The 26,679-nt window shown below is 72.6% G+C and carries 27 protein-coding genes; 17 read left to right on the forward strand and 10 right to left on the reverse strand.

The annotated features are described in order from the left end of the window. Positions 1-48: 48 nt before the first annotated feature. From ABZU46_RS22095 to ABZU46_RS22105, 3 genes are all read left to right on the forward strand, one after another. Positions 49-180 (forward strand): hypothetical protein, encoded by a 132-nt coding sequence (locus ABZU46_RS22095; protein WP_354860644.1) that lies wholly within the window; start codon positions 49-51, stop codon positions 178-180. Beyond that, complete coding sequence (locus ABZU46_RS22100) at positions 180-896, forward strand: urease accessory protein UreD (protein ID WP_354860646.1); 717 nt, start codon at positions 180-182, stop codon at positions 894-896. Before ABZU46_RS22095 ends, ABZU46_RS22100 begins: the two co-directional genes overlap by 1 nt. Positions 897-1,011: 115 nt before the next feature. Next, complete coding sequence (locus ABZU46_RS22105; protein WP_354860647.1) at positions 1,012-1,386, forward strand: cupin domain-containing protein; 375 nt, start codon at positions 1,012-1,014, stop codon at positions 1,384-1,386. 15 nt (positions 1,387-1,401) lie between these two features. Here the strand turns inward: ABZU46_RS22105 and ABZU46_RS22110 are convergent, their stop codons facing one another. Continuing rightward, the gene (locus ABZU46_RS22110; protein ID WP_354860649.1) at positions 1,402-1,866 is read right to left on the reverse strand and encodes a MarR family transcriptional regulator; all 465 of its coding nucleotides are present in this window, start codon (positions 1,864-1,866) and stop codon (positions 1,402-1,404) included. A gap of 96 nt (positions 1,867-1,962) precedes the next feature. Between ABZU46_RS22110 and ABZU46_RS22115 the strand changes: the two genes are divergently transcribed. The 6 genes from ABZU46_RS22115 (at position 1,963) to urtE (ending at position 8,361) form a co-directional block, all read left to right on the forward strand. Further along, positions 1,963-3,045 carry a substrate-binding domain-containing protein gene (locus tag ABZU46_RS22115; protein WP_354860651.1) on the forward strand — a complete coding sequence of 361 codons (1,083 nt, stop codon included), beginning with the start codon at positions 1,963-1,965 and terminating at the stop codon, positions 3,043-3,045. A 405-nt stretch (positions 3,046-3,450) separates the two neighbouring features. Beyond that, the gene (gene urtA / locus ABZU46_RS22120) at positions 3,451-4,695 is read left to right on the forward strand and encodes an urea ABC transporter substrate-binding protein (protein ID WP_354860653.1); all 1,245 of its coding nucleotides are present in this window, start codon (positions 3,451-3,453) and stop codon (positions 4,693-4,695) included. Positions 4,696-4,767: 72 nt separating this feature from the next. Continuing rightward, complete coding sequence (gene urtB, locus ABZU46_RS22125) at positions 4,768-5,655, forward strand: urea ABC transporter permease subunit UrtB (RefSeq protein WP_354860654.1); 888 nt, start codon at positions 4,768-4,770, stop codon at positions 5,653-5,655. Next, positions 5,652-6,839: an urea ABC transporter permease subunit UrtC gene (urtC, locus tag ABZU46_RS22130; protein ID WP_354860656.1), complete on the forward strand. Its 1,188-nt coding sequence runs from the start codon at positions 5,652-5,654 to the stop codon at positions 6,837-6,839. The genes urtB and urtC overlap by 4 nt, the downstream gene beginning before the upstream one ends. Further along, positions 6,836-7,669 carry an urea ABC transporter ATP-binding protein UrtD gene (urtD, locus tag ABZU46_RS22135; protein WP_354860658.1) on the forward strand — a complete coding sequence of 278 codons (834 nt, stop codon included), beginning with the start codon at positions 6,836-6,838 and terminating at the stop codon, positions 7,667-7,669. Before urtC ends, urtD begins: the two co-directional genes overlap by 4 nt. Next, entirely contained in the window at positions 7,666-8,361 is a 696-nt protein-coding gene (gene urtE / locus ABZU46_RS22140) for an urea ABC transporter ATP-binding subunit UrtE (RefSeq protein ID WP_354860659.1), read from the forward strand. The genes urtD and urtE overlap by 4 nt, the downstream gene beginning before the upstream one ends. A gap of 18 nt (positions 8,362-8,379) precedes the next feature. On the opposite strand, the gene ABZU46_RS22145 is transcribed toward urtE, so the two are convergent. Next, positions 8,380-9,414, reverse strand: coding sequence for a LacI family DNA-binding transcriptional regulator (locus ABZU46_RS22145; protein ID WP_354860661.1), 1,035 nt, complete (start codon positions 9,412-9,414; stop codon positions 8,380-8,382). Between the two features lie 129 nt (positions 9,415-9,543). On the opposite strand from ABZU46_RS22145, the gene ABZU46_RS22150 reads away from it, so the two are divergent. From ABZU46_RS22150 to ABZU46_RS22160, 3 genes are all read left to right on the forward strand, one after another. Further along, positions 9,544-10,491, forward strand: a complete 948-nt coding sequence (locus ABZU46_RS22150) for a LamG-like jellyroll fold domain-containing protein (RefSeq protein ID WP_354860663.1) — start codon at positions 9,544-9,546, stop codon at positions 10,489-10,491. A 37-nt stretch (positions 10,492-10,528) separates the two neighbouring features. Beyond that, entirely contained in the window at positions 10,529-12,631 is a 2,103-nt protein-coding gene (locus tag ABZU46_RS22155; RefSeq protein ID WP_354860664.1) for a PQQ-dependent sugar dehydrogenase, read from the forward strand. Positions 12,632-12,731: 100 nt separating this feature from the next. Next, complete coding sequence (locus tag ABZU46_RS22160; RefSeq protein ID WP_354860665.1) at positions 12,732-13,202, forward strand: molybdenum cofactor biosysynthesis protein; 471 nt, start codon at positions 12,732-12,734, stop codon at positions 13,200-13,202. A gap of 24 nt (positions 13,203-13,226) precedes the next feature. On the opposite strand, the gene ABZU46_RS22165 is transcribed toward ABZU46_RS22160, so the two are convergent. After that, positions 13,227-13,604, reverse strand: coding sequence for a nuclear transport factor 2 family protein (locus tag ABZU46_RS22165; protein ID WP_354860666.1), 378 nt, complete (start codon positions 13,602-13,604; stop codon positions 13,227-13,229). Between the two features lie 190 nt (positions 13,605-13,794). On the opposite strand from ABZU46_RS22165, the gene ABZU46_RS22170 reads away from it, so the two are divergent. After that, on the forward strand, positions 13,795-15,339 hold the full coding sequence (locus ABZU46_RS22170) for a SpoIIE family protein phosphatase (protein ID WP_354860668.1): 1,545 nt from the start codon (positions 13,795-13,797) through the stop codon (positions 15,337-15,339). A gap of 10 nt (positions 15,340-15,349) precedes the next feature. Here ABZU46_RS22170 and ABZU46_RS22175 read toward each other — a convergent pair whose 3' ends face one another. The 3 genes from ABZU46_RS22175 to ABZU46_RS22185 form a co-directional block, all read right to left on the reverse strand. Beyond that, positions 15,350-15,745 (reverse strand): ATP-binding protein, encoded by a 396-nt coding sequence (locus ABZU46_RS22175; protein WP_354860669.1) that lies wholly within the window; start codon positions 15,743-15,745, stop codon positions 15,350-15,352. Positions 15,746-15,774: 29 nt separating this feature from the next. Then, on the reverse strand, positions 15,775-16,107 hold the full coding sequence (locus tag ABZU46_RS22180; protein ID WP_354860671.1) for an STAS domain-containing protein: 333 nt from the start codon (positions 16,105-16,107) through the stop codon (positions 15,775-15,777). Positions 16,108-16,360: 253 nt separating this feature from the next. Continuing rightward, the gene (locus tag ABZU46_RS22185; RefSeq protein ID WP_354860672.1) at positions 16,361-16,693 is read right to left on the reverse strand and encodes a nuclear transport factor 2 family protein; all 333 of its coding nucleotides are present in this window, start codon (positions 16,691-16,693) and stop codon (positions 16,361-16,363) included. Positions 16,694-16,872: 179 nt separating this feature from the next. Between ABZU46_RS22185 and ABZU46_RS22190 the strand changes: the two genes are divergently transcribed. Continuing rightward, positions 16,873-17,259 (forward strand): DUF2267 domain-containing protein, encoded by a 387-nt coding sequence (locus tag ABZU46_RS22190; protein WP_354860673.1) that lies wholly within the window; start codon positions 16,873-16,875, stop codon positions 17,257-17,259. A gap of 87 nt (positions 17,260-17,346) precedes the next feature. Here the strand turns inward: ABZU46_RS22190 and ABZU46_RS22195 are convergent, their stop codons facing one another. Further along, positions 17,347-20,178: a ricin-type beta-trefoil lectin domain protein gene (locus tag ABZU46_RS22195; protein ID WP_354860675.1), complete on the reverse strand. Its 2,832-nt coding sequence runs from the start codon at positions 20,176-20,178 to the stop codon at positions 17,347-17,349. Between the two features lie 372 nt (positions 20,179-20,550). After that, on the reverse strand, positions 20,551-21,378 hold the full coding sequence (locus tag ABZU46_RS22200) for a copper resistance protein CopC (RefSeq protein WP_354860677.1): 828 nt from the start codon (positions 21,376-21,378) through the stop codon (positions 20,551-20,553). Positions 21,379-21,479: 101 nt separating this feature from the next. Here ABZU46_RS22200 and ABZU46_RS22205 point away from each other — a divergent pair, with 101 nt between their 5' ends. Genes ABZU46_RS22205 through ABZU46_RS22215 form a run of 3 tightly spaced genes read left to right on the forward strand, consistent with a single transcriptional unit; the run spans position 21,480 to position 24,177 of the window. Then, a complete protein-coding gene (locus ABZU46_RS22205) occupies positions 21,480-21,962 on the forward strand; it encodes a hypothetical protein (RefSeq protein ID WP_354860679.1) in 483 nt (160 codons plus the stop codon). A 5-nt stretch (positions 21,963-21,967) separates the two neighbouring features. Continuing rightward, positions 21,968-23,353 carry a hypothetical protein gene (locus tag ABZU46_RS22210; protein ID WP_354860680.1) on the forward strand — a complete coding sequence of 462 codons (1,386 nt, stop codon included), beginning with the start codon at positions 21,968-21,970 and terminating at the stop codon, positions 23,351-23,353. A gap of 50 nt (positions 23,354-23,403) precedes the next feature. Next, positions 23,404-24,177, forward strand: a complete 774-nt coding sequence (locus ABZU46_RS22215; protein WP_354860682.1) for a nucleotidyltransferase domain-containing protein — start codon at positions 23,404-23,406, stop codon at positions 24,175-24,177. A 7-nt stretch (positions 24,178-24,184) separates the two neighbouring features. Here the strand turns inward: ABZU46_RS22215 and ABZU46_RS22220 are convergent, their stop codons facing one another. Beyond that, entirely contained in the window at positions 24,185-25,579 is a 1,395-nt protein-coding gene (locus tag ABZU46_RS22220; protein WP_354860684.1) for an FAD-dependent oxidoreductase, read from the reverse strand. A 188-nt stretch (positions 25,580-25,767) separates the two neighbouring features. Then, positions 25,768-26,544, reverse strand: coding sequence for a methyltransferase domain-containing protein (locus tag ABZU46_RS22225; protein WP_354860685.1), 777 nt, complete (start codon positions 26,542-26,544; stop codon positions 25,768-25,770). Positions 26,545-26,679: the final 135 nt, after the last annotated feature.

Consider the following 26,679-nt stretch of genomic DNA (forward strand, 5'->3'; position numbering starts at 1 on the left):
ACAAAATATAAAACAAAAACCCGAAAACCGATTGGGGTTTTTTTGTCCGTGCAGCACCGACGTGCCACCTCCCTCCCGGGCGCCCACCCGACGGCGGGTCGGGTCGCCGACTGGATCCGCCACGAGTTGGCCCACCACGCGGCTCTGCACCCCGTCGCCGCGCCGGCCGGCCCGGCCTGATGCGAGCGTTCGCCCGGCTGGTGGCCCGGGCCGACGGCCGGGGCGGCACGGTCCTGACCGAGCTGCACGGCGAGACGCCGCTGCTGTTGCGGCAGACGCCGGGCGACGGTGGCGTCGCGACCGTGCACGTCGTGGGCGGGGCCGCCGGCCCGCTCGCCGGCGACGACCTCCGTCTGGAGATCGACGTGGGGCCGGGAGCGGCGGTACGGGTGCACAGCGTCGCCGCCTCGGTCGCCCTGCCCGGCCGGCCCGGCGCGGTGTCGCGGATGGCGGTGCGGGCGGTGGTGCACGACGGCGCAGCGCTGCACTGGCTGCCCGAGCAACTCATCGCGGCGGCCGGCTGCGCCCACCTGGCCGAATCCCGGATCGAGCTGGCCGCCGGGGCGAGGCTGAGCTGGCGGGACGAGTTGATCTGCGGCCGGTACGGCGAGTCGCCCGGCGGTGCGGTCGTGCACACCCGGGTCGACTACGACGGCCGGCCGCTGCTGCGCCAGTCGTTGGCGGTGGGACCGCAGGCGCCCGGCTGGGCCGGCCCCGCCGTGCTCGGCGGGGCGCCGGCCACCGGCTCGTTGCTGCTGGTGGACCCGTCGCGGCCCGTCGAGCCGGCGACGGTCGACGGGACCGTCGCCCGACTGCCGCTGGCCGGGGGCCCGGCGACACTGTGGACCGCGACCGCCCCCGACGCGCACACCCTGCGCGCCCACCTCAGCGGGTAGGTGGACCCCTGTTGTTCGGCATCTCGGCCCATCAGGGGTGGGGAGCCTCCTATCCTCGAGGGGATGTGCCAACCGGAGCGACCGCCGTTCGGATGACGGCTCACAGGAGGCCGTGATGAGTGGGAAAGATCGCCCCGAGGGCATCAGCCCGACAGCCGTGGAGGGCGCGCCCGGGCTGTGGCGTGTCGATCTCCAGCGACACGATCTCAGCATCGAGGGCCGCGAGGTCATCCAGAGTCGGGTGGAATTCACGCCGGACTCACCGCCGTTCAAGCACTTCCATCCCGGCGAAGAGATCATCTGCGTACTCCAGGGATCGCTGGAGTACACCCTTGAGGGCCAGCCACCGGTGGTGTGCAACGTCGGTGACGCTCTCACCGTGCCGTACGGCGTCCATCACCAGGCACGCAACGTCGGCGACGGCGTCGCCGTCGAACTGGCCACGTACGTCGTCGAGAAGGGTAAGCCGCTTCTCACCAAGGTGGAGTGACCCGCCGAGATCGGGTCAGTGGCGCGGACCGGCTGCGTCGGCGTGGTCGCGGCGACGGGTCGGGTCGAGGCGGGCGATCAGGTCGTCGAGGTGGTCGATCAGGCCGGCGTCGGCCGGTACGCCCAGGTCGGCGAGGCTGGCCCGAATCCGCTCGTCGAGGCGGGCGTGTTCGCCGCGGCCCCGGGCCGTCAGGTAGGCCCGGATGCGTCGGCGGTCCAGGGGGTCGATCCGCCGGAAGACGAGGTTGCGGTCGACGAGCTGGTCGACCAGCTTGGTGAGGGTGCCCGGCGGGAGCGACGCCTCAACGGACACCTCGCTCATCGGGTGACCCTGACCGTCGGCGAGCAGGCAGAGCACCCGCCACGCCTCGGTGGTCAGCTCGTCGTCGGCCAGGACGGCGCCCAACCGGCGGGAGAGCAGCCGTTCGGCGCGGGTGAGCGAGCGCAGCAGGTCGGCTGGCGCCCCGGGCACGTCTGACATGGATCTCCCTGGTGCGGTGGCCCTGCCATGGTACCGAGTCGTCCCGGTCCGTGGTGAGCTCTGGTCTTCCGAGGTGGGCCGGGCAATCATGTGCTCATGTCCGCGCCGGCACCGCCGTGGCTCACCGTCGATCGGGCCGTGGTCAGCATTGCGCTGGTCTATCCGATGCGCGGGCCGGCGGGAATGTTCGGCCCGACCTGCGAACTCTGCGCCCAGCTCGCGGTCGAGGAGATCAACGCCTGTGGCGGGGTGCTGGGTTGCGAGGTGCGGCTGGTGCCGGTCGACGGCGGCGCCCCGCCGGCCGAGGTGGCCGCCGAGGTCGAGGCGCTGGTGTCGGTGGGCGCCGTGCAGGGCGTGACCGGTTGGCACATCTCCTCGGTGCGGCAGGCGCTGGCGCCCCGGGTCGCCCACCGGGTGCCGTACGTCTACACCGCCCTGTACGAGGGCGGTGAGCGTACCGAGGGGGTGTTCCTGACCAGCGAGACGCCGGACGCCCAGCTGTGGCCCGCGATGCGGCTGCTCGCCGGGGAACAGGGCGTACGCCGCTGGTTCGTGGTCGGCAACGACTACGTGTGGCCACGGCGCACCGCGCGGGCCGCCCAGCGGTACGCGGTGCGCGGCGGTGGGCGGGTGGTGGGGCAGGCGTTCCTGCCGTTGGAGACGCACGACTTCGACGACGTGCTGCGCCACATCGAGCGCAGCGAGGCCGACGCGGTGGTGATGCTGCTCGTCGGCGCCGACGCGGTGCGGTTCAACCGGGCGTTCGCCCGCGTCGGGATGGATCAGCGCTGCCTGCGACTGAGCACCCTCATGGACGAGAACATGCTGCTGGCCAGCGGCGTCGGCGCGACGCGGCGGCTCTACAGCACGGCAGGTTTCTTCGCCGGCCTGGTGACGCAGGAAAATCTCGACTTCCACGGTGAGTTCGCCCGCCGGTTCGGGGTGGAGGCGCCGCCGCTGGGCAGCCTGGGGGAGTCCTGCTACGAGGGCGTGATGCTGCTCGCCGCCCTGATCGGGCAGGCCCGCACCCTCGACGTGCGGGCGATCGAGACGGCCGCCGACACGGTGGCGTACCACGGGCCGCGCGGTCGGCTGCGGCTGCGACGGCGGCACGTGCGTCAGCGGATCTACCTCGCCGAGGCCGACGGTCTCGACTTCACGGTGCTCGCCCAGCTCTGACCGCCGCCTCCGGCCCTTGACAGCCCCACCCGGCTCGACCCTAGGATGCTTCCTGCGTGAAGTATCTGGCCGAGGGCCGGATGCCGCGAATGTGTGTCCACCGTTGGCGCAATCTGTTTGCCGACCATTGTGGTGGCCATTCTTCCTCGGAATTTCCCAAGGCCGGCGCCGTCTCCGACTGACGGTGTCGGCCATTGTGGTGTGCGCCTTCGAACGGGCGCGGGAAACAGTCAATTAAGGACTGGGAAACACTCACGCAATCAAGCCGGTCGACGCTTTGCGTGCCCGTACCCGATGCGATGACCCCAGGCGGCGTCCACCCGTCGACCTCGGCATCGCCCACTCAGCTCCACCGGACCGCACCGACCGTCCATTCGTCACGTGAGTGCACCGCAGGGAGAATAGATGTCACTTCTTTGGAGCCGCCGCATCCTGGCGGGCACCATGACCGTCGTCGCCGCGGCCGCGCTGAGCGCGTGCGGCAGCAAGACCAGTGACGAGGGCGGCGCGGCCGGCGTCACCGCCGATGTCTCCGGCGACACCGTCAAGGTGGGCCTGCTCAACTCGCTCTCCGGCACCATGGCGATCAGTGAGGTCACCGTCCGCGACTCCATCATGCTCGCCGTCGAGGAGATCAACGCGGCCGGCGGCGTGCTCGGCAAGAAGATCCAGCCGGTCGGGGAGGACGGCGCCTCGGACTGGCCGACCTTCGCGGAGAAGGCCGAGAAGCTCATCTCCGAGGACCGGGTCGCCGCCGTCTTCGGCTGCTGGACGTCGGCGAGCCGCAAGGCGGTCAAGCCGGTGTTCGAGAAGAACAAGGCGCTGCTGTTCTACCCGGTGCAGTACGAGGGGTTGGAACAGTCACCCTACATCTTCTACACCGGAGCGACGACCAACCAGCAGATCGTTCCCGGGCTCGACTACCTCAAGGCCGAGGGGGTGAAGTCGGTCTATCTGGTCGGCAGTGACTACGTGTTTCCCCGTACCGCCAACAAAATCATCAAGGCGTACGCGGCCGCCAACGGGATGACCGTGGCCGGTGAGGACTACGCGCCACTCGGGTCCACCGAATTCGGCACGATCGTCAACAAGGTCAAGTCGTCCGGCGCGGATGCCGTGTTCAACACCCTCAACGGCGACAGCAACGTGGCCTTCTTCAAGGAGTACAAGTCGGCCGGCCTGACCGCCGCGGCGATGCCTGTGGTGTCGGTGTCGATCGCCGAGGAGGAGGTCAAGGGCATCGGCACCCAGTACCTCCAGGGCCAGCTCACCGCCTGGAACTACTACCAGACCACGCCCGGCGCGGCGAATGAGAAGTTCGTGGCCGCGTACAAGGCGAAGTACGGCGCGGACAAGCCGACGAGCGACCCGATGGAGGCCGCGTACGTCAGCGTGTACCTGTGGAAGGCGATGGTCGAGAAGGCCGGCGCGTTCGACGTCGAGAAGGTCCGTACCGCCTCCGACGGGATCACCTTCGACGCGCCGGAGGGCCTGGTCACCGTCGACGGCAAGACCCAGCACATCGCCAAGACCGCCCGGATCGGCAAGATCGGCGCCGACGGTCTGATCACCGAGGTGTGGAACTCCGGCAAGCCGGTCGCGCCGGACCCGTACCTCAAGACCTACCCGTGGGCGAGCGGCCTGAGCTGACGACGCCGGCCCGGGCGGCGCGCGCCTCGCGGCCCGCCCGGGCCACCCGACGAGCAGTACGGAGTACCCACCGTGACAGTCCTCTTCGGTCAACTCTTCACCGGCATCAGCATCGGCGCGGTGCTGCTGCTCATCGCGCTCGGGCTGGCGCTGACCTTCGGCCAGATGAACGTCATCAACATGGCGCACGGCGAGTTCATCATGGCCGGCGCGTACACCACGTACGTCCTGCAGCAGAGCATCACCGGCGCCGGCCTGTCGCTGCTGGTCGCGCTGCCGGTGGCGTTCGCGGTCGCCGGCACGATGGGTGTGCTGCTGGAGATCCTGCTGATCCGCCGGCTCTACGCGCGCCCGCTGGACACCCTGCTGGTCACCTGGGGGGTGTCGCTGATGCTGCAACAGCTCGCCCGCGACGTCTTCGGCAGCCCGAACGTGCAGACCCGCGCGCCGGACCTGCTGACCGGCAACGTGGCGTTGCCCGGCGGGCTGACCATCGCCAACAACCGGCTGTTCATCCTGGCCCTGGCCCTGGCCGCCGTCGCGGCGCTCTCCCTGGCGCTGCGGCTCACCCCGCTCGGGCGCCGGATCCGCGCGGTGGTGCAGAACCGCGACCTCGCCGCGGTGTCCGGCATTCCCACCGCCCGCGTCGACCGGACGACGTTCTTCCTCGGCTCCGGCCTGGCGGGGCTCGCCGGGGTGGCGCTCACCCTGCTCGGCCCGATCGGCCCGACCATGGGCACCAACCTGATCATCGACGCCTTCCTGGTCGTCGTGGTCGGCGGGATCGGCCAACTCAAGGGCAGCGTGATCGTCGCCTTCGCCCTCGGCGTGCTCCAGGCCACCGGGGAGTACCTCACGACCCTCAGCGTCGCCAAGGTGATCGTGTTCGTGGCGATCGTCGCGTTCCTCCAGTGGCGGCCACAGGGCCTGTTCACCCTGCGGACCAGGAGCCTCGCATGACCGCCGTGACGCCCGCCCCACCGGACACCGCCGTGCGACCGGCACCCGCTGGCGCCGTACCGCCGAACCCGCCGGGGGGACGGTCGCGGCTGCGCGCGGCGGCGGGCTTCGCGTTCGGCGCGGCGCTGCTGTTCGCCGTGGCGCCGCTTGTGCTGTCGGACTTCCGGCTGGCCCTGCTCGCCAAGTACCTCTGCGTCGCCATGGTCGCGGTGGGCATCGGGATCGCCTGGGGCCGGGGCGGGATGCTCACCCTCGGCCAGGGCGTCTTCTTCGGCCTGGGCGGCTACGCGATGGCCATGCACCTCAAGCTCGCCGACGCGGGCCCGGGTGGGATGCCCGACTTCATGCAGCTGTACGGGCAGCTCGACGAACTGCCCCTGTGGTGGCGGCCGTTCGCCAGCCCGTGGTTCGCGCTGCCCGCCACGGTGCTGCTGCCGATGGCTGTCGCCTTCGGGCTCGGTTCGCTGGTGTTCCGCCGCCGCGTGCGGGGCGCGTACTTCGCCATCCTCAGCCAGGCCCTCGCGGCCGCCATGGTGATCCTCCTGATCGGGCAGCAGGGCACCACGGGCGGCACCAACGGGCTCACCGACATCGAGGGCTTCTTCGGCTACGACCTCGACGATCCGGTCAACCAGCGGATGGTCTACTTCATCATCGCCGGTGTCCTGCTGGCGTTGCTCGCGCTGGCCCGTCAGCTCATCCACAGCCGCTACGGCGAGCTGCTGGTGGCGGTCCGCGACGGCGAGGAGCGGGTCCGCTTCCTCGGCTACGACCCGGCGTCGGTCAAGCTGGTGGCGTACGTGGTCGCGGCCGGTATGGCGGGGCTGGCCGGGGCGCTGTTCGTGCCGGCGGTGGGCATCATCTCGCCCGCGCTGATCGGGATCGTCCCGTCGATCGAGTTCGTCATCGGGGTCGCGGTGGGTGGCCGGGCGACGCTGCTGGGCCCGGTGCTCGGCGCGGTGGCGGTGGCCTGGGCGCGTACCGCCCTGTCGGAGCGTTTCCCGGGCACCTGGACGTACCTGCAGGGGTTGCTCTTCGTGGTCGTGGTGGCGTTCCTTCCCGGCGGCCTGGCGTCGCTGTGGGCGCTGGCCCGCCGCCGCGACGGCGGCCCGGAGCCGAGCCGGCGCGGGTGGTCACCACTGGGTCGACGTCGCGTCGAGCGGACGGAGGTGCCGGCGGCATGAGCGAACGCACCGAGCGCAGCGAGGGCCGTGAGCGCATGCCCAGCCAGCGCGGCATGAGCGGCGAGCGGCTGGACGGCCTGTCCGTCCGTGACGTGCGGGTCAGCTTCGACGGCTTCACCGCCGTCGACGGCGTCTCGCTGGAGGTGCCGGCCGGCGACATCCGGTTCCTGATCGGCCCGAACGGCGCCGGCAAGACCACCCTCGTCGACGCGGTCACCGGCCTGGTGCGGGCCACCGGCTCGGTGCGGTTCGGCGACCAGGAGCTGCTCGGCCGCCCGGTGCACCGGATCAGCCGGCTGGGCATCGGGCGGACCTTCCAGACGTCGACGGTGTTCGAGGAGCTGTCGGTCGTGCAGAACCTCGACATCGCGGCCGGCGCCCGGCGGAGCTGGGTGACCCTGGCGCGGCGCCGGCGGGGGATCCCCGACGAGGTGGCCGCCGCGCTGGAGACCATCGGCCTGACCGGGCGGGCCGACCAGCTCGCCGGGACGCTCGCGCACGGCCAGAAGCAGTGGCTGGAGATCGGGATGCTGCTGGTGCAGGACGCGCGGCTGCTGCTGCTCGACGAGCCGGTCGCCGGGATGAGCCACGAGGAGCGCGACGCCACCGGCGCGCTGCTGGAGACGGTGAGCCGGGACCGCACGGTGGTGGTGATCGAGCACGACATGGACTTCCTGCGCCGGTTCGCGCGCAGCGTCACGGTGCTGCACGCGGGGAAGGTGCTCAGCGAGGGCACGGTGGCGCAGGTCCAGGCGGACCCGCGCGTGCAGGAGGTCTACCTTGGCCACCCGGTCGCCGCCGGGTCGGCCCCCAGCCCTCTGGAGGCATGATGCTGACCCTGCGCGGGGTGCACGCCGGATACGGGCGTTCAAGGGTGCTGCACGGGGTGGACCTGGCCGTCCCGCCCGACGGGGTGGCCGCGGTGCTCGGGCACAACGGCGCCGGCAAGAGCACCCTGCTGCGGGTCGCGGCGGGTCTGCTGCGACCCAGCGCCGGCACCGTCGAGCTGGACGGCGAGGACGTCACCCGTCTCGCGCCGCACGAGCGGGTGGAGCGCGGGATGGCGTACGTCCCGCAGGGCCAGCAGTGCTTTCCGCACCTGACCGCCGCGGAGAACCTGCGCCTGGTCGCCGACGGCCGGCGCGACGGCGCGGTGGCCACGGCGGAGGTGCTGGACCTGTTCCCGGCGCTGCGCCCGCTGCTGCGCCGACGGGCCGGGCTGCTCTCCGGCGGCCAGCGCCAGCAGTTGGCCATCGCCCGCGCGCTGATCACCCGGCCCCGGCTGCTGATGCTCGACGAGCCGACCGAGGGCATCCAGCCGTCGGTGGTCGCGGAGATCCAGGAGCGGATCGTCGAGCTGACCCGACAGCCCGGCTTCAGCGTGCTGCTCGTCGAGCAGCACCTGGGTTTCGCGCTGCGGGTGGCGAACCGCTACCACGTGCTGGAATCCGGTCGGGTCACCTCGGACGGCGACGGGGGAGTCACGGCGGAGCGGGACGTCCGGGCGGCCCTGGCGGTCTGACCGCACCCCTGCCGCCGGTCAGGTCGTCGGGGCGGGGCCGGTCGAGTCGCGGACGACCAGCAGGTGGCCGGTGGCGCGGCGGCGGGGACGCGCCGAGCGGGGCTTGAGGGCGAGGGTGAGCGCCGTGCGGCCCATCTCGGTCATCGGCAGCCGGATGGTGGTGAGGCTGGGCGCGAGGTCGGCGGCGACGGAGACGTCGTCGAAGCCGACGACGGAGATCCGCGCGGGCACCGGCACGCGGCGCGACCGCAGCGTCGAGAGGACGCCGATCGCCATGGCGTCGTTCAGCGCGACGATCGCCGTGGTCTCCGGGTGCTCGTTGAGGATCTGCTCGGTGGCGGCCCGTCCGCCGCCGCGGGTGAAGTCCCCGTGCACGACCGTCAGGTCGGCGGGGCGCAGCCCGCGCTGCCGCAGCGCGGACGTCACGCCGGCGAGCCGGTCGGCGACCGTGGTGAGGCCGGCGCTGCCGGCGGCGACCGCGATGCGGCGGTGGCCGAGGTCCATCAGGTGCGCGGCGAGCGCGCGGCCGCCGGCCTCGTTGTCCGGCAGGACGGCGTCGACGCCGAGCGCGTGCCGCCCGATGGCGGCGACCCGGCCGCCGTGGTCCTGGAACGCCGCCAGCTCGGCGCGGGCCTCGGCCTCGACTCGCGGGTCGTCGTACCCGGAGCCGCTGATCAGGATGATGCCGACCCGCTGGGCGATGAGGTGGCGCAGCTGTTGCAGCTCGTAGCCCGGGTCCCGGCCGGACTGGCAGATCTGCACCAGCAGCCCCTGCTCGGCGGCGAGCTGGATGACCCCGGCGGCGATCTCTGAGAAGTAGGGGTCGTCGACCTGGTGGACGATCAACCCGACGGTGGACCGGGCGCCCCCGGCCAGGGTGCGGGCGTACGGGTTGGCGACGTAGCCCAGCTCGTGGGCGACCCGCCGGATCCGGTCGGCCACCTCGGTGCTGACCCCCTCGCGGCCGGCGAGGGCCCGGGAGGCGGTCGCCAGTGAGACGCCCGCACGTTCGGCCACCTCCACGAGGCGCGGCCGCTGGCCAGCCCTGGGCATCCGCGACTCCCCGAGACATCCATGTCACCGGATCTATTGCCAGTGACGTTCGACGAAGCCTAGGGTACGTAAGCGCTTACGTAAGCGCTTACGTAGCGGGCACCGGCGTGCCGCGAAACGAGGTGAACGATGTCCAGAGCCCGAATCGTCGCCGTCTCGCTCCTGGTGGTCGGCGTGCTGACCGGCGTCGGCGGGCCGCCGGCCCAGGCGGACCGCAGCACCGCGCACGACGTCCACCCGGCTCTGCGAGCGCACCTGGTCGCCGCGTACGACTTCGACCACCCGGTGCCGGGCGACCCGGCCCTGGAGCGTGACCAGGGCCGTTCCGGCACCGAGATCGAGCTGATCAACGGCGGCGCGGCGATGCGGGTGCCCGACCGCGCCTACCGGGGCAGCGGCAACGCGGTGCAGACCCGGCAGGTCGACCCGGCGACCACCGGCAACGACGACTGGAAGGCCGGAACGTGGTCGGCCAGCGGGGTGCGGACGCTGCGCGCCTTCAGCGCCACCGGCGGCACCACCATCATGGGCTGGTTCAAGCTGAACATGGACAGCCCGGCGCTCAACTCCACCACCGCCGACCCGAACGACCGGTACAACGCGATAGGGCTGGCCGGCCTGCTCACCGGCGACTCCGACGGCCACGGCGTCCGGGCCCTGCTGGAGCTGATCGACGTCGACGGCGAACTGCGCCTCGTCGCGCTCGGCCGCCGCCTCGACGGTGGCAACTCGCAGACCTTCGCCGCGAATCGGGACTGGCGGGACCTGCTGCCGGTGGGGGAGTGGGTGCACCTCGCCGCCACCTTCGACTTCGGCACCGGCGCGCTGGCCCTCTACCGCAACGGCGAACCGGTCGACGGCTTCTACACCCGCACCGACGACCCGTGGCTCGTGTCGGGGCCCGGCCCGCACGTGACCACCGCCTCCGACCCCCGGGGCATCAAGATCGGCGGGAGCTTCCCGCAGGACACGCTGGAGCGCAACCCCTGCGACTGCCGCATGGACGGCCTGCTGTTCCTCGACAGCGTGGTCTCCGCGCGCGACGTGCGCAGGCAGTACGACCGCATGGCCCGCTGACCACCCTCGGCACCGTCCCACCGAGAAGGAGACACGCGTGCGCATCCTCCACCGCCGCCCCGGCCGCGTCCGCCGGTCCGCGCTGACGGCCGGCCTCACCGCCCTCGTGGTGGTGCTGTCCACCCTGGTCGCGGGCCCCGCCCGAGCCGCCGGCGCGGTCTACGACCCGATCCCCGAGATGCCGATCCAGTCCCGCCTCGGGTTGGTCCTGAGCGAGTACGCCCGCTTCCCGCAGTCGTACCCGACCCCCGCGCCGACGGACCAACGGCTCATGCGGACCGCCCGGATCAACACCATCATGGAGCTGCCCGACGGCTCCGGCCGGCGCGCGGTGCCCGACCTGAACGGCAACCTCTACCTGGTCGAGAACGGCGTGCCGCACGTCTACCTCGACGTGGCGGCGACGTTCGCGCCCCGGTTCTTCTCCGGCCGGGGGCTCGGCCAGGGCTTCGGCTACGTCGCCTTCCACCCCGAGTTCGCCGTCAACGGCCGGTTCTACACCATCCACACCGAGCTGGCGTCGGCGGCGACCACGCCACCGGACTACGCCCAGGCCGGCACGATCTACCACGGCGTCATCACCGAGTGGACGGCCACCGACCCGGCCGCCGACACCTTCGCCGGCACCCGCCGGGAGGTGCTGCGCATCGGCTTCGGCGGGCAGGTGCACGGCATCCAGGAGATCAACTTCAACCCGACGGCCAAGCGCCACGACCGCGACTACGGCCTGCTGTACCTCGCTGTCGGCGACGGCGGCCTGGGCGTCCGCAACACCGACCCGCAGAACCTGGGCCTGCCGCACGGCAAGCTGCTGCGCATCGACCCGCGAGGCGCCAACTCGGCCAACGGCCGGTACGGTATTCCCGCCGACAACCCGTTCGTCGGGCAGGCCGGCGCGCTCGGCGAGATCTACGCCGTGGGCTTCCGCGACCCGCACCGGTTCAGCTGGGACCGGGCGACCGGCCGGATGTACCTCGGGCACATCGGTGAGCACGCCATCGAGGCGATCTACGAGGTCCGCGCCGGCGACAACTTCGGCTGGAGCGAGCGCGAGGGCTCCTTCGTCTTCGACAAGGCGGCCACCAACCCCTGCGACCGGCTGTTCCCGCTGCCGGCCGACGACGAGCGTTACGGCTACACGTACCCCGTCGCCGCGTACGACCACGACCCCGCCGCGGACTGGAACTGCACCGCGGACGTCGGCGTCGCGGTGGCCGGCGGGTTCGTCTACCGCGGGCACGCGGTGCCCGCGCTACGCGGCAAGTACGTCTTCGGCGACCTCGTCGACGGCCGGGTGCTCTACACCGAGGCGAACGAGATGCGCCGCGGTCACGGCCTCGCCCCGATCCACCAGCTCGCGCTCTTCGACGCCGCGGGTGGCCCGGTGCGGATGCGGGACCTCTCCGGACCGGGCGCCCCCGGCGACCCCAACCGGGTCGACCTGCGCTTCGGCACCGACGCCGCCGGCGAGCTGTACCTCGTCGCCAAGGCCAACGGCACGATCTGGAAGGTGACCGGCACGAGGGAGTTCGCCAGCGGCGACGTCGGCGACACCACGCTGCGCCACACCTCGGGCGCCGCGAACTGGGCGCCGGTGACGCCCGCGAAGTGGCAGTTCACCCGCGACCAGGTCATCCTCGCCGAGGCCGGCGAGAGCCGGCCGGGCCCGCGCCGGCCCTTCGAGTACGCCGTGCTGACCGCCGGCCCGGTGTGGTCGTCGGTCCAGGTCGACGCTCGGGTACGACTCGACACGCCGGTGGAGGTCAGCAACCGCGACGTGATCATCGTCTTCGGCTGGCGCTCGGACACCGAGTTCTACTACGCCCACCTCTCCACCGACAACACGATCTATCCGCACAACGGCATCTTCAAGGTCAACAACGCCGACCGGGAGCGCATCGACCACCAGTGGAACGGCCGCTCCCGTGGCGCCAACCCGGCGATCACCGACGCCGACTGGCACCGCGTACGCCTCGTGCACCTGCCGGCCACCGGCGAGATCGCCGTCTACGTCGACGGGCACCGGGACCCGCTGCTGACCGCGAAGGACACCACCTTCGGCTCGGGGCGGGTGGGCTTCGGCTCGTTCGACAACGTCGGCCGACTGCGCAACCTCACCGTCACCGGCACACCGGCCTGAGACCGCCGGGGACGGCGGCCTTTCGTGCGGTCGTCCCCGGCACTGCACCCCGTCCGCCGAGCCGGCCCGCAGGGCACGTCCGGTTCGTAGAATCCGTGCCATGCCGCAGATCGTCGAGTTGCTGGCCTCGCCCGTGCACCGCTTTCGGGGCCGGCCCTCCGACGGCCCGGCGCCGGCCCCGCCCGGCGAGCTGGTCGACACCGTTGCGCTCCGCGCCGGCCTCGGCATCGTCGGCGACCGCTACTTCGGCAAGCCGGCGCACCGCGACGCCAGCGTGACCGTGATCGCCCAGGAGTCCCTGCCGGCCGGCATCGGCCTGGCGCAGGTCCGGCGCAACATCCTCACCGCAGGCATCGCCGTGGACGAGCTGATCGGCCGGGTCCTGATCCTGGACTCCGGCGACGGCCCGGTCAGCCTGCGGGTGAACCGGGCGGCCCGCCCGTGCGCCTGGATGGACGTCACGGTCGGTCCGGGCGCCTGGAAGGCGCTGCGCACCACGGGCGGCATCCGCTGCACCCCGCTCAACGACGGTCTGCTGCGCGTCGGCCCGATCGACGCCACCGTGAGCTGAAGCGGGACAGCCCGGCCCGGCGGGTCAGACCGGGCTGATGTGTGCGGCGAGGATCCGCCAGCCGTGCGGGTCGTCGTGGATCCAGGTCCGGGTGTAGCGCAGGCGCGCGGCGAACGGCTCGCCGTTGAACACCCCGGCCACCCGGCCCAAAAAGAACGTCACACCGGTCCGTCCGACGACGAGCAGGTCCAGTTCCTCCTCGATCAGCTCCTCGATCACCGAGGTCCGGTCCCGGTGCGCGGCCAGGTCCTCGGCCTTGCCGTGCTGGCGGCCGTCGGGGCCGATCGCGATGAGCTGGTCGACCAGCAACTGATCGAGGGCCGCGACGTCACCGGCGCGCTGCGCGGCCTGCAGGGTGCGTTCGGCGTCGAGCAGCTCCGCCTCGCGTTCGCTGTCCGGCATGGCCGTCCTCCTGGTCTCCTCCGTCCGACGCCACCGTCCGGACTGACCGCATTGTGGCAGTCGGCACGCCTCGACGGGGGCGCATCGGCGCGGCGGCGCGTCTCGTCCCACCGTGGGCCCACCCGGCCGGAATGCCACCTCGATGCGCCGGCTGTGTGCCGTTCGCCGGTCGGTGACTAGGCTTCGTGCCATGGCGGACCACGGTGGTCCCGGCGCGCACGCCGCCGAAGCGACGCGGCCGGTCGAGGCGGTCGTCCGGGAGATCCTTGCGGTCGTCCCGGCCGGGTGTACGTGGCTGTTGCCCGTGCCCGACGACCACCGGGCGGTCGCCGACTTCCGGATCGCGGCCACCAGCGGCCAGAGCCACGACATCTACGGTCGGGGCGTGGACCGGGTGGGCGCCCGGCTCAGCGAGCTGTACCCCAGCATGGTCGGCGGACCCCTCTGGCAGCTGTACCAGCAGGTGCTCGCCACCGGTTCGTCCGGCCGCCTGGCCGACTTCCGGTACGTGGAGAAACGCACCGGCGTCGTCGCCGACTCGCTGTTCGACGTCCACGTGCACCGCGTTCTCGGCGGTCTGCTGGTGTCCTGGCAGCGCCTCGACGAGGACCGCCGGCGGATGGACCGTACCGAGCTGCTGGGCAACCTCGGCTGGGCGGAGTACGACCTGGCCAGCGGGGTCAGCCAGTGGTCACCCGGGATGTACCGCATCTTCGAGCGTGATCCGGCGCTCGGCCCGATGTCGCGCGCCGAGCAGGCAGCCGCCCTGCTCCCCGACGACTACATGCTGCGCGAGACGGCGTGGCAGACGCTGGACAGCGGTGCCTCCTCGGACGTGACGGTCCGGTTCCAGGCGGCGGGCGCGGTCCGGTACCTGCGGATCCTCTCCGACGTCTCCCGCGACGCGAACGGCGCACCGCTGAAGATCCACGCTGTGGTGCAGGACGTGACCGCCCGGGTGGACTCCCGGACCGCCATCGAGCGACTCAGTGACCAGTTGCGGACGCGGGAGATGACCGCCCTCGCCGAGCACCGGCTGGCCGGGCAGTTGCAGAACCTCATCCAGCCGGTGCCCCGCGACCCGTTTCCGCTGGCCGGCCTGGAGGCGGTGGTCAACTACCTGCCGGCCGAGAGCGCCGCGCGGGTCGGCGGGGACTGGTACCACGCGCAGTCCCTGCCGGACGGAAAGGTCGTGCTCGCCGTCGGCGACGTCACCGGTCACGGGCTGGACGCGGCGAGCGGAATGGCGCACCTGCGCTTCGCCCTGGTGGCCTGGCTGTCGATCGGCATCCGGGACCCGTCGGTGCTGCTGGGGCACCTCAACCGGCTCTGCGGGCAGCTCTCGATCACCGGAACCGCCGTGGTCGCGGTGTACGACCCGGCCACCCGGGTGCTCTGCTGGGGCCGCGCCGGGCACACGGTGCCGCTGCTGTCCCGCGCCGGCGAGACCAACCCGCTCGACCGCCCCCCGGGTCTGCTGCTGGGCGCCGGTGACGACGCGGTGTACCCGGTGCTCTCCCCGCGCCTGAGCCCCGGCGACCTCGTGCTGTTCTACACCGACGGCCTCATCGAGCGACGCGCGCCCGAGCAGGACCGGTTGCCGCAGGTGCGCGCGACCCTCTCGGCGCTCACCGCGACGCCGGGGGAGCAGCCCCTCGCCCGGCTGCGTGACCTGCTCAACCATCCCAACCCGGACGACGACACGTGCACCCTGGCCGTGCGCGTGCTGCCCTGAGCCGCCCCGCTCACAGCGCCAGCCGGATCCGGACCACGGTGCCCTCACTGGCGGCCAGCACGGCCACCTCGTCGCAGATCTGCTCGACGATGGCCAGCCCGCGACCCCGTACCGCGTCGGCGGCCGGCATGGCCCGACCGAACGCCCGCGCCGGGCCCTGGTCGACGACGTCGCAGAACAACTGGTCGCCCTCGGCCCAGAGTCGGACGCGGCCACCGTCGGCGGTGTGCTGCAACGTGTTCGTGGCCAGCTCGCTGACCGCCAGCGCCAGCAGCTCCACCCGCTCGGCCGACAGGCCCCGGGCGATGGCGCCGGAGCAGACGAACGCGCGCAGCGCCCGCAGGTCGGTCGCCACCTCGTACGCCATGGTGTCCGTCCGCAGGGCTGGCGAGGGCTGCTCGGTCACGCCGCGGGTCTCCCGCCGGTCGGCCGCCATCAGCCCGCCAGCCGCGAGTCGTCGGCGGGTGGGCGCAGCAGGTTGCCGATGCCGGTGATGTCGAGGACTGTCGCGACCGGGCCGGCGGCGTTCACGGCGTACAGATGTCGGCCGTTCGCGCGTGCCTCCTGATGGGCGGTCACCAGGCCGTGCAGGCCGGTGGAGTCGAGGAACCGCAGCCCGCCGACGTCGACCACCACCACCGGCGCGGCGCGTACCGCCGCGGACAGCACGGCCGTCAGCTCAGCCTGGGCGGCCAGGTCACACTCACCCGTCAGCGTCACCACGATCCGCCCGGGTGTCGTGGACGTGCGGGCCTCGAAGTGCGCCATCAGACAGCAGCACCCTTCCTCGTAGCGTCAGCTGTTGTCGGCACATCATGTCATCCGTCGGCCGACCGGCCACGTCGTCCGTTCGGCGGGTGATCACCATAAGCCGTTCCGGTCCGCTTCCGAGGCCCGACGACGCGACGCGGAGCGTCGGGCGCGGGTCGGCGATTCGCCCTTCGAGGAGGTCAGGGCGTCGCCTCGAACGCGACGGACCCGTGGCACGACGTCTCCTCCTGGCGGGCGACTCGCGTGGACGCTACGGGCGGATGTCCAGGGCGCCGATCAGGTCGTCGCGCAGGGTGAACCGGTACCGCAGCTCGATCGGGCTGCCCGGAAACTCCCCCGACACCCGCGCGATGACCAGGTACGAGTCGCCCGCCTGGGGCGTCACCCGCAGCGGTTCGGCGGTGTACGAGGAGGCCGCCATCGTCCGCTGCGCCCAGGAGCGGATCGACGGCCGGTCCTCGTACAACCGGTCCTCGTCGGCCACGCTCGCGGTGTCCGCGAAGCAGGCGACCAAGGCGTCGAGGTCGCCGTCGCGGACGGCCCGGAAGTACCTGTCGATCACGTCGGGCAGGTCGACCGCCATCTGCTCCTCCTGCGGCACGGGCCGCCGCCGGGCGGCCGGCGTGAACCCGGTCCGATCTCACCGTACGAGACGGGGCTGGCCGGGCGCGGGGCAACCGACAGAAGCGACCTCGTCGCGCCCGGGTTTGCCGCCGGTGGGCCGGGGTAGCCACGCGTCTCGGCAACGGAAAGGGCGGGACCATGGCCGATCTGGGATTCGTCGACAAGGTCGCGGCGCGGGCGGGCATCCCGCCCGCGCAGGCACGCCCGCTGACCGAGGCCGTGCTGCGGACGCTCACCGAGCGCCTCAGCGGCGGCGAGGCCGCCGCGCTCGCTCCCCACCTGGCCGTCGAGCTGAGCCCACTGTTGGTCAAGGCCGCCGAGCCGCCGGAAGCGTTCGGGTACGACGAGTTCCTGCGCCGCGTGGCCGACCGCGCCGGGACCGACCGGCCCGGGGCCGAACGGGGAGTACGGGCGGTTCTGCAGACCATGCACCGGGTGGTCGGGCACCGCGAGTTCTCCGACGCCCTGTCCCAACTCCCGGCGGACCTGCGCGCACTGGCCCAACCCCTGCCGCAGGGTCCCTGACCGAAGCCGTGTCCCGTCGGGCTGGCCGACCGACGGTCGGCGCGGAGCGCGGTCTGACCGGCCGGCCAGACCGCGCCCCGACGGGTGTCAGCCGGCGGTGACCACCCACTTCTGGTGTGCGCCACCGACGTACGTGCCGATCTGGATCTGGGTGCCGTCGGCGGTGCCGCCCCCGGCGGCCTGCAACACCTTGCCCGACTGCGGGTTGCGGATCGACCCGTCGGACTGCGGTTGCCACACCTGCGAGCCGGTGCCGTTGCAGGTCCACAACTGCACCTTGGTGCCGTCGGCGGTGCCGGCGTTGTCCACGTCGAGGCACTTGCCCAGCGCCCGGTACGTGTCGCCGGACCGGCTCCACGACTGCGCGCCCGTGCCGTTGCAGGTCCACAACTGCACCTTGGTGCCGTCGGCGGTACCGGCGTTGTCCACGTCCAGGCACTTGCCGCCGATGCCGGTGATGCTGCCCGCGCCGCTGGCGGCGCTGCCGTACACCTCCAACTCGTAGATGCGCGCCGCGGTGTCGCTGGTGCTGGTCGGCGCGGTGACGGCCAACCGGACGTAACGGGCACCGGGCGCGGTGAGGTCGTGCGTCGTGGTGCTCGCCGTGTTGCCGGTCACCGTGGCCCGGGTGGTCCAGCTCGTGCCGTCGGGGCTGGACGCGATCGTGAAGTCCCGGGTGTTCCAGGCGGTGTCCTCACCACCGGCGCCGGCATGCTTGACCACCACCCGGTTCACCGCGTAGCTGCCCCCCAGGTCCACCTGGAGGTACTTCGACGTGCCCTTCGAGCACCACTTGTCGCTGTTTCCGCCGGTGACGCTGCCGTTGACGGCCTTGGCCGGCCCCTCGGTCGTCGAGCAGGAGCTGTCCGCGGTGGCCGGCTTGTTGAGCGCCAGGTTGGTCCCGCCGCTCGGCGGGGTGACGCCCGGGATGGCGTTGAGCGTGTACCACGCCTCGGTGCTCCACAACGACTGCCCGCTGGTCGAGGTGAACGGGCGCGGTGACCGCAGGTAGACCACCCGGCCGGCCTTGCGGCCGTCGACGGTCAGGCTGACCTTCCTGCCGTCCGCCGAGAGGGTGGCCCCGCTGACGGTCAACGTCTCCTCGTCGATCTTCGGGCCGCCGTAGTTGGACGTCGGCTCGTACCGCCACTGCTTGACCTTGTAGTGGGCGGCCAGGTTGGCGGCGGTCTCCGCCGAGACCGGCTGGGTGTACTCCACCTCGAAACCGGCGGTGGTGGCCCGCATGGCCAGCATCTCGAAGGTGCTGGTGCTGTTCGGGGTGAGCTTCTGCAACCCGTACGTCAGCTTGCCGGTCTGCCCCCAGTTGCCGCCCGCGCCGAGCCCGCCGACGTAGATCGCGCCGTCCGGACCGAGGTTGACCTCGGAGACGCCCGCCTCCAGACCCTGGGTGAGCCGGAACAGCGCACCCTGGTACTCGCCGTTGACCTTCTCCACCGACGCGCGCTGGAGGCCGCCGTAGGTGACGTCACCGATCACGAACTGCCCGGCGTAGCGCCCGGTGGTGAGGTAGAGCGGCGTGCTGGGGGAGTTGGCGATCTCGTTCTGCGGCATCCAGAGCACCGGCGGGGTGACCGGGTTGGCGTCGAACGGGCCCGCCGGGGTCATGTAGTGGTTGAAGAAGCGACCCTGCTTGATGTGCACCAGCTTCGACGACGGCAGCCAGCCGCCCTGGTTGTCGGTGACGAAGATGCCGCCCTCCGGGCCCCAGCCGATGCCGTGCGGCGTCCGCAGGCCGCCGGCGATGTAGCTGACCGCGCCGGTGTCCTTGTTGACCTTGATGGTGGTTCCCCGGTTGGCGGCGGGCTGCGGCACCGTGGTCGCGCCGCCGTAGTCGATCGACACCGACAGGTTCACGTAGAAGGAACCGTCCTGGTAGAGCAGACCGAACGCGAACTCGTGGAACTTGCCGCCGTACGGCCAGGTGGCGACGGTGTCGAGGCGGTCGGCCACCTCGTCTCCGGTGGTGTCCACGAGCCGGGTGAGCCGCTGCTTCTCCGACACGTAGACCACGCCGTCGACGACCTTGAGCCCCATCGGCTCCTTGAGGCCGCCGGCGATCTTCTTGGTGGTCACCGACCCGGGACCGGTCGCGCCGCCGGTGTTGCCCATGATGTACACCTCGCCGTCCTGGGAGGTGCCGGACTGGTCGCTGCCACCCCAGGTGCTGATGACCAGCCGGCCGTCGGCCAGCCAGTCCATCCCGGTGACCTTCGGCTGGAAGCCCGAGGGTCGCAGGTTCGTGAGCGTGTAGCCGGGGTGCACGCCGGTGAGCGGCAACCCGTCGCCAGGGGAGTCGGTGACGCCCTCGCACTCCTTGCGCCCCGGTGCGGTCACCCGTACGACTCCGGCGTCGGTGCTCAGCGCCGAGGTCGGTACGACCACGAAGGACGACGAGCCGGGCGTCCGCCACTCCAGCGTGATCTGCTGGCCACCGGCGCGCTCGAAGTGGTCGATGCGCAGTGGGTGCAGCCCGGCGGCGAGGGTGACGGCGCCCTCCTTGGGTGGGGTGGCGCCGTGCAGGCCGTCGTGGTTGATCACGATGGTGTTGTCGATCGTCAGCTTGGACCCGTCGTCGCTGCTGAGCCGGAAGGTGTAGCTCCCGGCCTGGGTGATCGTGATGTTGCCGAGCACCTGCGAGACGAAGTTGTCGTCGAAGCCGAAGTCGGCCGGCGACGTCCAGTTGATCGTGGACATCAGCTTGTCCACGTTCGGGGTCTGCGCGGGCTTGAGCGTGCAGATCTCGGAGAGCGGCACCTGGACGTCATAGACGCGCAGAGTGACGCCCGGTTCCTGCTCGGGGGCGGCGTCGGCCGGGTCGGCCCAGAAGCCGACCGCGAGGACGAGCGCGAGCGCGCCCAGGACGGGACTGCGGAATCGGCGCAGCAGCGGTGTGCCCATCGTTCCTCCACAGAGGATAGGAGTGACCGACGGCCGGCGTGCAGAGATGGTGAGGCGGTGGCCGCCGGCCCGGTCCGTAACGCCCTCGACGCCGACGAGTGACGCTCCGGAAACACCGGGTTGATGGGTCGAGACATTAAGGGGTTTCGATAGGGCTGTCCATGCCTTTGCATCGATACATCAAAAGTTCCCGATGTTCGTGCGAAAGATCGCGGCACTGCTCCCTGGATGTCGGAAATGCGCCAGCGCCGGACGGCGTTTCAGGTCCCGGCCAGGGGGTGGGGTGCTCCGGGCGGTACACCCGGCCGCCGATGGTCGTTGCTGGACAGAAGGCGGACCGCGCCCCGGCCCGGGGGGTCACGTCGGTGCGCCTCAGCGGCGGCCGCGACGAGCCGGCCGGCGGTCCGTTCCACCGCGCGGACGCGAGGCCGCGCCCCGTGGCCGAGGCGCTGCGCCGCGCGGGCGGGTGGTGCCGCCGGACGGCGCCGGCCGGCGGCGGGCCGCCACCACGATGATCGTGCCGACGACCACCACGACGGCGGCGGGCACCACCCAGGGCGGAAGCCCTCCCTCCGGTGGGGACGCCGGTGGCGCGGCCGCGGGGGTGGCGTCCGCAGGGAGTGTCGCCGCCGGCACGGCGGAGGCCGAGGGGGTGCCCTCGGCCTGGGCGAGGAGGGCGGGCTCGGGACCGTTCGTCGGTGCCGTCCAGCCGGCCGGGGCGGCCGTGCTCGGGCCCTGGTAGTCGAAGGTGACGGTGCCCCGCACCGCTTCGCCGTCCGAGGCGACCGTGAGGTAGTTGGCGGTGTAGCGGCCCTTCGCCGGCCAGTGGGCGACGGTCACCATGGCGGGGAAGCCGGTGTGGTACAGCCGCGGCTCGAAGACGCCGTTGACCATGAAGTACTCCTGGACCGGCTTGTCCAGCCGCTTCGGCTCGCCGTACGACCAGCCGCTGTCCACCCGTGACCCGTTCGGGCCGGTGAGGGTGAAGTGCGCGTTGGCGGCCGGCTTCTCGGTGAAGTACAACCCGACCTGGGCCAGGGGCTTGCGGACGACGGTGCCGGTCAGCGGCGTGGAGGTCGCCAACTGCCCGTGCGCCGACGCCGGGGCGGCGGGCAGCGCCAGCGACACCACCAGCAGCGCCGCCAGCACCGCGACGGTGCGGCACACAACGTGACAGACAGTGACCAGCCTCGATCGCATTCGTTCATCATGGTCATTTCCCCACCGCCGAACAAGACGTAGAGTTCACCCTCCGACGATCAGCTCGACACCCCGCCCCCCGCGTCGTTCGGAGTCCGCCCGTGCTCGTCCGCGCCCCCGGTGCCCGCCGCGCCGCCGTCCCCACCACCCTCCTCGTCACCGGTCTGCTCAGCGCCCTGCTCACCGCCGGCTGCGGGCAGGACGACGACCCGTCCGGGGCCGCCCCCTCGACGCCGGCCACGTCGGCCGCCGCACCGACCGCCTCCGCGCCGGCCTCGGCGGACAGTCCCACTCCCGCCGCCACCGCCAGCACGCCCGCGGTCGACCGGGAGATCACCGTGACCATCGCCAAACGACGGATCAGCCCGCCCACCGGCCGGGTGACCGTGGCCAAGGGCCAACTCGTCCGGATCACTGTCACCTCGGACGCGGACGACGAACTGCACGTGCACGGCTACGACCTGGGCGCCCGACTGCCAGCCGGCACGCCCGGCTCGGTGGAGTTCCGGGCCGAGAAGACCGGGCTGTTCGAGGTGGAGACGCACGAGACCGAGCTGGTGCTGTTCCAGCTCGTCGTCCGCTGAGCGGGATGTCCGCCGCTCCCGCGCTGCTGGCGCACGGCGTCGGCGGCCGCCAGGACCTGCCGATCACACTGCCCGAACTCGTCGTCGCCGCCGCCCTGACCCTGGTCGTCACGTTCCTCGCCCTGGGCCTGCTCTGGCGCGAGCCACGCCTCGACCGGGACGCCGCCGGTGGCCGACCGGTACCCGACCGGCTGGCCGGCCTCGTCGACGCCCCCGCGTTCCGGTGGGCGCTGCGCGGACTGGGACTGCTCGCCGCCGGCTGGTTCTGCGTGGGCCTGCTCGGCGGGCCGGACACCCCGGACAATCCGACGGCCGGCGCGCTCTACGTGCTCCTCTGGGTCGGGCTGGTACCCGTCTCGCTGCTGTTCGGTCCGGTCTGGCGGGCGGTCAACCCGCTGCGTACCGTGCACCTGCTCGTCGCCCTGGCGGCGCGGCGCGAGCCGGCGCGCGGCGTCCGGGAGCTGCCCGCCGGCCTGGGGCTCTGGCCGGCCGCGCTCACCCTGTTCGGGTTCGTCTGGCTGGAGCTGGTCGCGCCGGACCGGGCCACCCTGCCGGTCATCACCGCGTGGCTGGCCGGGTACGCCGTGGTCATGCTGGGCGGCGCCGCGCTGTTCGGCGCGGGCTGGTTCGACCGGGCCGACCCGTTCGAGGTCTACAGCGCGCTCGTCGGCCAGCTCGCCCCGATCGGCAGGGCCGCCGACGGCGTGCTGGTGTGGCGCAACCCGCTCGACGGGATCGCCGGGCTGCGGCCCCGTCCCGGGCTCGTCGCCGTGGTGATCGTGCTGCTCGGCTCGACTATGTTCGACAGCCTCTCCAACGCGCCGGCGTGGCTGCGCTTCTCCCAGGAGAACGGCCTGCCCCCGGCGGTCACCGGCAGCGCCGGACTGATCGTGGTCATCGGCGTCGTCGCCGTGGCGTACCTCCTCGCCACCGGCGCCGCCGCCCGCGTCGGCCGTGCCAGACCGTCAAACGCCGCGGAGCCGGCAGAGCCGGCAGAGCCGGCAGACGCCGCGGAGCCGGCGCGGGTGCCGAGCGAACTCGCGCACTCGATCGTGCCGATCGCGGTGGGCTACGTGGTGGCGCACTACTACTCGCTGCTGATCCTGGAGGGTCAGCGCACCGTCGCCCTGCTGTCCGACCCGCGCGACACCGGGGCGGACTGGTTCGGCACGGCGGGTTGGCAGCCGCACACCGGGCTGGTCACCCCGTCCGGGGTGGCCAACCTCCAGATCACCGTCATCATCGTCGGGCACCTGCTCGGCACGCTGCTCGCCCACGACCGTGCCCTGTACCTGTTTCCCCGGGCGCGGGCGGTGGCCGGTCAGCTCCCGCTGCTCGCGCTGATGGTCGCGTACACCGTCGCCGGCCTGCTGCTGCTCTACGCCGGTTAGGGCCGCCGGCCCGGTGCCGACGTGCCCGCGTCCACGGGTGAGGATGGGGCGTGGACTCTGATCTTCGGCGCTACCTCGACGACCTCGTGGACACCGCCCGGGACGTGCTCGGCGCCGATCTCGTCGGCGCGTACGCGGCCGGTTCGGTGGGGCTCGGCGCGTACCAGGCCGGCCGGAGCGACGTGGACGTGGCGCTGGTCTGCGCCGGTGCGCTGACCGAGGCCGTCAAGCGGACGTTGGTGGCACGGCTGCGCCACGAGGCGCTGCCCTGCCCGGCGCGCGGGCTGGAACTGGTCGTGTACCAGCGGGCCGTGGCCGCGGCCGGCAGCCCCGAGCCCGGCTTCGAGGTCGAGCTGAACACCGGGCCCGCGATGCCGTTCCGCCGCACCCTCGACCCGGCGGACCGCCCGAGCGCCGACGGCCGCTTCTGGTACGGGCTGGACCGCAGCATCCTGCACCAGAGCGGGGTGGCGCTGCTCGGGCCGCCGGCGGCGGAGGTCTTCGGCGACCTCACCCCGGCCGACCTGAGCCGCCTGCTGATCGAGGCGCTGACCTGGTGGCTGGCCCTGCCGACGCCACCGGGCGACCGGCCCGCGCCCGGCGCGGAGGACGCGGTGCTCGGTGCCTGCCGCTCGCTGGTGCGCCACCGCGACGGTGAGTGGCTGTCCAAGGTGGCCGCCGGCCGGCGTCTCGTCGACACCGGCGACCCGGCCGAGGTGATCCGCCGGGCGATCGCCGCGCGGCACGGTGGGCCACCGCCCACGGGCGCCCAGGCGCGTGCCTTCCAGGAGCGGGTACGCGCCGAGGTCGCCGCCCACCGCTGACGCCGGGTCAGCGCACCGGGCGGGACTTCAGCGACGCGAAGAGCAGGTTGAGGCCCTCGGCCATGGTCGGATGCGTGATGATCGCGTCCCGCAGCGCGGTCCACGGCATGCCGGCGAGCATGGCCAACTGCACCGAGGTGATCACCTCGCCCGCTTCCGCGCCGAGCAGCGCCGCGCCCAGGATCTGGTCGGTGCGGGCGTCGATCACCGCCTTCCACATGCCCTGCGTCTGGCGCAGGGTGCGGGCCCGGGGGATCGCGGCGACGGGCAGCTGGGCCACCTGGACGTCGTACCCGGCGCGGCGCGCGTCGCTCTCGCCGAGACCGACCCGCGCCAGCTCCGGGGTGGTGAAGACGGTGTACGGGATGAGCCGGCCCGCCGTACTGCGCTGCTCACCGGCCAGGTTCGCCCGGATGATCCGATAGTCGTCGAGCGGGGCGTGGGTGAACTGCGGGCTGCCCGCGACGTCCCCGGCGGCCCATGTCCGCTCGGCGCTGGTGCGCAGGTACTCGTCGACAAGCACGAAGCCACGGTCGTCGAGTCGGACACCGGCCGCGTCCAGCCCGAGCCCGTCGGTGACCGGCGCCCGGCCGGCCGCCACGAGCACGTCGTCGCCGGTCACCACGCTGCCGTCGTCGAGCGTGATCCGGACCGTACCGTCGGCGTCGCGGTCGACCCGGGCGACCGTCACCCCGACGCGTACGTCGATGCCGTCGTCGAGGAAGACCCGCATCATCGCGTCGCCGATGTCGGGGTCCTCACGGGTCAGCAGCTGCGGACCGCCCTCGATCACCGTCACCGCGCTGCCGAACGACGCGAACATCTGCGCGAACTCCACCCCGACGGTGCCGCCGCCGAGCACCACCAGTCGTGCCGGCAACCGGTTCAGGCGCAGCAGATCGTCGCTGGTCAGCACTCCGGCCTCGGCCATCCCGGGTACGGACGGCAGGTACGGCCGGGTGCCCGTGTTGATGACCACGTCGTCGCCGCGCAGCAGTCGCTCCCTGCCGTCGGCCAGTGACACCCGCACGGTCCGCGTGGCCACGAACCGGGCCTGACCGATCACCAGGTGCAGACCCGAGTCGAGGAACTGCTGCCGGTTGGCGGCGACCATCTGATCGACGACGTCCTGCTTGTGCGCCCGCAGCAGGTCCACGTCGACCCGGCCGCCCTCGACCACGACGCCGAGCGCGGCGGCGTGGCGCAGCTGGCGGGCCGCCCGCGCGCTCGTCACCAGCGCCTTCGTGGGGATGCACGCGACGTTGATGCAGCTACCGCCGATCATGCCGCGCTCCACCATCGCCACCCGACGGCCGGACCGGGCAACGTCCATGCTCAGCGTCTTGCCGGCCTTGCCGCCGCCCACGACGAGCAGGTCGAAGTCCTCCGGTTGGTCGGTCACGAACGCTCCTCTCGGCCGCGAGGCGCTGTCGGGTCGCCGGTCGGGCCGGCGGCCCTCGGTGCGCGTCGGCCAACCAAGCCTGCCAGCAGCGACGGGACGTTCGGGAAGGTTCGGTGCAGAATCGCCCCGGGTACGTCGCGCCCGACGACGGGGGCGACGCCGAGTCGGGACCGGCCCGCCGCGCGGCGTCAGGCTTCGGCCGTGACCAGGTACAGGGTGAAACCCGCCAGCAGGGGACCGTCGGTGAGACGCCGCAGCCACGGCTGAACGTCCGCGTCGGTGAGCTCGCCGGCCGCCACAGCGCGGGCCGAATTGCGCCGCAGCCCCAGAATCCGGTCCGCGGTGTCGAAGTCCCGGAAGACGACGGCGACCGCCTCGACCGATCTCACCCGCAGGCCCACCAGCACCGACAGCCGGACCAGCTCCCGCCCGATCGTCGGGTTCCGCACCCGCCCCGCGACGAAGCGGGCGAAGCCGCGGCTCGTCCGCACATCCTCGTCCGCGACCGCCAGGGTGTCCCAGTCCGGCTCGGCCATCGCGAGCACACCGCCCGGACGCAGCACCCGACGACCCTCCGTCAGCACCGTCGCGGGATCCTCGACGTGCATGAGGACCCGGTCCATCCTGGCCCGGTCCATGCTGCTGTCGTCCAGCGGAAGCGCGTGCGCGTCGCCCGCGCGCAGCTCGATCGTCGGCCGGTCGGCCAGCCGCCGGCCGGCCTCCGCGAGCATCCGCGCGTCACTGTCGACTCCGACGACCCGGCCGCCGGCCTGGACCGCGTCGGCCAGCCGCCCGAGATCGGTCCCCGGGCCGCAGCCGATGTCCACCACGGCGTGCCCCGGCCGCAGGTCGAGGGCGTCGAGTGCACGCCTCTTGTAGTCGCGCCCGACCAAAGTGGCCGCTGCCGTGTCCAGGTACGCGATCTGGTCGGCGGCGGTGGGCGTCGCGCTCGTGAGCTGGCTCATCGGCCCATCCAAACACCGGATTGTGGGCGTACCGCGAACACGGCGCGCAGATTCGGTGTAAGCCGCCGTCGTCGACGGGCCGGCCTGGCCGCGCCGAACCGTGGACCCGGGCCCCGCGCGCATCCGCGCGCGGGG

This window comes from Micromonospora sp. NPDC005197 (assembly GCF_040608295.1).
In the GTDB taxonomy this organism is placed as follows: Bacteria; Actinomycetota; Actinomycetes; order Mycobacteriales; family Micromonosporaceae; genus Micromonospora.